General features: G+C 54.2%; 5 protein-coding genes. 2 read left to right on the forward strand and 3 right to left on the reverse strand.

The window, feature by feature from the left end; all coding sequences use genetic code 11:
• Positions 1–34: 34 nt before the first annotated feature.
• The 3 genes from RUMCAL_RS09475 to RUMCAL_RS09485 are packed head-to-tail and all read right to left on the reverse strand — an operon-like array spanning position 35 to position 1154.
• A complete protein-coding gene (locus RUMCAL_RS09475) occupies positions 35–346 on the reverse strand; it encodes an FtsB family cell division protein (protein ID WP_051343782.1) in 312 nt (103 codons plus the stop codon).
• Positions 304–867, reverse strand: a complete 564-nt coding sequence (yabQ, locus tag RUMCAL_RS09480) for a spore cortex biosynthesis protein YabQ (RefSeq protein ID WP_021682565.1) — start codon at positions 865–867, stop codon at positions 304–306. The genes RUMCAL_RS09475 and yabQ overlap by 43 nt, the downstream gene beginning before the upstream one ends.
• Complete coding sequence (locus tag RUMCAL_RS09485; RefSeq protein WP_021682566.1) at positions 864–1154, reverse strand: YabP/YqfC family sporulation protein; 291 nt, start codon at positions 1152–1154, stop codon at positions 864–866. Before RUMCAL_RS09485 ends, yabQ begins: the two co-directional genes overlap by 4 nt.
• A 415-nt stretch (positions 1155–1569) precedes the next feature.
• Here RUMCAL_RS09485 and secG point away from each other — a divergent pair, with 415 nt between their 5' ends.
• Together secG and rnr are read left to right on the forward strand one after the other, a co-directional pair.
• Positions 1570–1827, forward strand: coding sequence for a preprotein translocase subunit SecG (secG, locus tag RUMCAL_RS09490; RefSeq protein ID WP_021682568.1), 258 nt, complete (start codon positions 1570–1572; stop codon positions 1825–1827).
• A gap of 211 nt (positions 1828–2038) precedes the next feature.
• A complete protein-coding gene (rnr, locus tag RUMCAL_RS09495) occupies positions 2039–4201 on the forward strand; it encodes a ribonuclease R (RefSeq protein ID WP_021682570.1) in 2163 nt (720 codons plus the stop codon).
• The last annotated feature ends 48 nt before the right edge of the window (positions 4202–4249 follow it).

Consider the following 4249-nt stretch of genomic DNA (forward strand, 5'->3'; position numbering starts at 1 on the left):
CAAAGTCGCCAGACGCTCTTTGTGCGGTTTTGCCCTAGTTTCTGGATGTGTCATAGAACCGGTACTCGTCCGGATAAGCATAGTTGTATTCTTCCCGTGCCAGACGCTCCATATAGCCGTCAATATCGCCGCTTTCGAGGATCCGCTGCAAATCCTCGTTGTCCGCGGTGAGATCGTCGATCTGTTTCTGCACCTGTTCCAGTTCCGTTTTCTTTTCCGCGATGCTGGACTGATTCGACACAATGCTGATGGTACAGCCGGCGATCGCAAGAACTACCGCTGTCCGGCTGATGATCCGAAAGATCAAGCGTGACCGCTTTTTTTCCGTTTTTGTTTCCTCTGCCATGATAACGCCGCCTTTCGTTTCAAAATTCCACTATCATTATACAACATTTTTCTATCTCTCTGCAAGGGTAAATGCGAAAAAAAAGATGCTTTTCGAAAAAGTTTGGCGAAATGTCCAAATTTCCGGTGCAACGGAGTGCAAATACGCACGACACCGTGGAAAAGCGGGCGAAACAGCCGCCGCAAACTGCCGAAAATCCCCGCCAGAACCCGTCCCAGAAAGGGCACTGTGACGCAGCCCAGCGTACAACGGTACAGCAAAAATCCCAGCACGCTGCTCATGACATAATAGCCGCGGAATTCTCCCCGTGCCAGCACGGTGGAAAAACAGAGCAGTGCTCCCGCCCACAGCAGCAGGAACGCCACATCTTCCAGAGCCGCCGCCAGCTTGCCGTGGGGCAGCAGCAGCCGGAGCATCCGCAGCACATCGAACACCACGCCCAGCGGGATTCCCAGAAGCACCGCAAAGATCAGCAACCGTGTCTGTTCCGGCACGGTGAAAAAAGTTTCCAGCTGCATCATCGGAACAGCTTTCCCAGCAGGGACAGCGGACCGCGGCGATCCTTTTCCCCGTATTGCAGCAGCCAGATGTCGCCGGTAATGGTCATGTCGCCGGTTTCCACGCTGACATCATTGATGTGGAGATTCCGCCCTTTAATGGTCAGCTCCCCCAGCCCCGTGAATAGATTAATCATGCGTTCATCAAAGCAGTCCACATCAGTCACACCCGTCAGCGTCAGCTTGGCACGATCTTCCAGAATGAGGTTGTGGTGTCCGGTGGGTGCAGGCAGTTGTTCTTTTTTGGTCATATCAATTTCCTCCTGTCACATGGTCTTGCATTCGTTTCAGTGTATGCGGCGAGGAGTGAAAACATGCTTGCGGCGATATTCAGGTGCCCTTTTCAAAACAGGCTCCCCTCTAGGGGAGCTGTCACCGCAGGTGACTGAGGGGTACTTCTGTAAAACCTGATACATGAAGCAAAAGATTCCACAAAGAACCCCTCCACCGCCTATCGACGGTCCTCCTCCCTTTTCAAGGGAGGCAATTTTATTTTTCTTGACATGTGGGATTTTTTTCTGAAAAGGGCTTGCTTTTTTTTCGGGAATGTGGTATAATGTAAAAGATAATGAATGTTTGCAGGTTTCTGCATCGTTCAGCACGAAGCCGCCGCTGTTATGCTGCCGCTTTGTGTACTCGAAACTAGACGGGAGGAGGGACTTTCCCATGAGCGTACTGGAAATCATTGTTGGTGCTGTGGTACTGCTGATCAGCGTTGTTCTGATCATTATCTGCATGATGCAGGAGCAGAAGCCGCAGAACGCCACTGCTGCACTGACTGGTGCAAGCAACGATTCGTTCTATGACAAAAACCGCGGACGCACAAAGGAAGCACGTCTGAAGAAGATCACATTCATCTGCTCAGTCGTTTTCTTTGTTTTGATTCTGTTTATGGATATTGTAATGCCGCTGCTGACCAAGTAAACGGCAGATCGTCCTGTGCTTCAGGAGCCTGTTTCGATTCTAGGTTATCTAGGCGGAACAGGCTCTTATGTGTTTTCCGTCCGGAACAGCACAAGTACAGGACTTTTTTCTGACTGCACATCTTCTTTCTGCACATTCGGCAATATCGTCAGAAAAACAACAGCAATGAGAAAGCCGCACAGGGCGGCAGAAGTGAAAGGATTTTTATTTTATGGCTAATACCCAACTGGGCGGGGCTGAAACGATCGACAGCTACCGCAAGAAGATCATGACGATCCTGAAGAAAAGCGGCCGCACACCGGTCAGCGACCGCGATCTGGCTACCAAGTGCCGCACCAACCGCGGCGGGGCTGCCAATTTCCGCAAGGCGGTGCAGGAACTCTGCAAAGAGGGTGCGATCTGTGAACGCCGCCGCGGCTATGTTTCCTCCGCAAACATGGGCTACTATCCGGCAACGATCGTCCGGCTGAGCCGCACATTCGGCTTTGCCCGTCCCGAAGAAGAAGGGGCTCAGGACGTGTTTATCCCCGGCAAGTTCTTACAGGGTGCCATGACCAGGGATCGCGTCCTCATCGGCAACATTCCCTCCCGCAGCGGCAAGCCTGAAGGCGAAGTGCTGGCGATTCTGGAGGAAGCAGACAGCAAGATGACCGGCGTTATCATTGAGGACAACGGCAAGCTGATGTTCCGTGCGGACTCCATGTCCAAGACTCCCATTCAGATCCAGCGAAAGGACAGCGTGATCTATCACGAGGGCGAAAAGGTGCTGGCAGAAGTGGTTTACCGCGGTCAGCGGCACGCCGAGCACAAGGTCAAGATCGTGTTCAGCTTTGGTGTCTGCACCCGTGCAAGCGTCTGTGCCGAAGCAATGGTTGCCGTTCGCGGTGTCAACGTGGACTTTCCGGAAGAAGTCGTTGCCGAAGCCGACCAGCTGGCAAATGCTCCCATTCCGCAGGAGGAATACGCAAAGCGTCTGGACCTGCGGGAAACCCCGATCTTCACCATTGACAGTGCCAAGTCCAAGGACCTGGACGATGCCGTTTCTCTGGAAAAGACCGAAACCGGCTACCGTCTGGGCGTGCACATCGCAGACGTTTCCCACTACGTCCGCCCGCACACCCCGCTGGACAACGAAGCACTGGATCGCGGCACCAGCATCTACTATGCAAACCGCGTTATTCCCATGCTGCCCACCAGCCTGTCCAACGGCATCTGCTCCCTGAACCCCTGCGAAGACCGTCTGGCATTCTCCGCCCTGATGGACTTGGACGAAAACGGCGAGATCGTCAAGTACGAGTTCCGGAAGACCGTGATCCGTTCCGCTGTCAAGGGCGTTTACAGCGAGGTCAACGAGATCCTCGCCGGCACGGCTTCTCCAGAGCTGCTGGAAAAGTACAAGGCTGTTCAGCACATGATCCCGCTGATGGACGAACTGTGCGACATTCGCCTGCGGGAACGGAAACGCCGCGGTGCTCCGGAACTGGAAACCGCAGAGGGTGCACTGGTCATCAATGACGAGGGTGTCTGCGTGGACGTTGTGGCACGGGAACGGGGCAAGAGCGAGTGCATCGTCGAGGAAATGATGCTGCTGGCAAACGAAGCTGCCGCAAAAATGGCACGGGAAAAGAACCTGCCCTTTGTCTATCGTGTGCACGACAAGCCCTCTCCGGAAAAGATCGAGCGTCTGGAACAGGTCCTGCTGCGGCTGGGTGTCGAAGTGCCGGTATTCACCGACATCAAGCCCCGTCATCTGGCAGAGATTCTGGACAACGCACGGGGTACTGAACTGTATCCGGTTCTGAATGTCATGGTGCTGCGTTCCATGGCAAAGGCAGCCTATGCTCCGGAAGCGATCGGACACTTCGGTCTGGCACTGAAAGACTATGCCCACTTCACTTCCCCGATCCGCCGCTATCCCGATCTGGCAATTCACCGGATCCTCAGCAACTACTGCGAGAACCCCAACGCCGAAGCGATGCACGAAAAGTACGATGCTTTCGTGATCGAAGCTTCCATGCGTTCCAGCGACACCGAAGTACGTGCCATTACCATTGAACGCAACGCCGACGACTGCTACAAGGCAGAGTACATGCAGCAGCATCTGGGCGAAATTTTCGACGGCATCATTGCCGGCGTGACCGACTTCGGCTTCTACGTGGCTCTGCCCAACACCGTAGAAGGTCTGGTACACGTTTCCACCCTGCCGGAAAGCGACTGGATCAACGACGACAGCATTGCTTTCAAGGAAGAACAGGGCAGTGCATGTTACCGTCTGGGCGACACCGTGCGGGTACAGTGCACGAAAATCGATGTCAACAGCGGCAACGTAGACTTCGCCCTTGTAGAAGAAGGACAGGAAGCCGCCGCCAAGTAAAGGCAATTTTCAATCTCAGGCAATACCGCACAAAGAGCGTCTGGCGAC

The sequence above is a fragment of the Ruminococcus callidus ATCC 27760 genome, assembly GCF_000468015.1.
GTDB classification, from domain to species: Bacteria; Bacillota; Clostridia; order Oscillospirales; family Ruminococcaceae; genus Ruminococcus_C; species Ruminococcus_C callidus.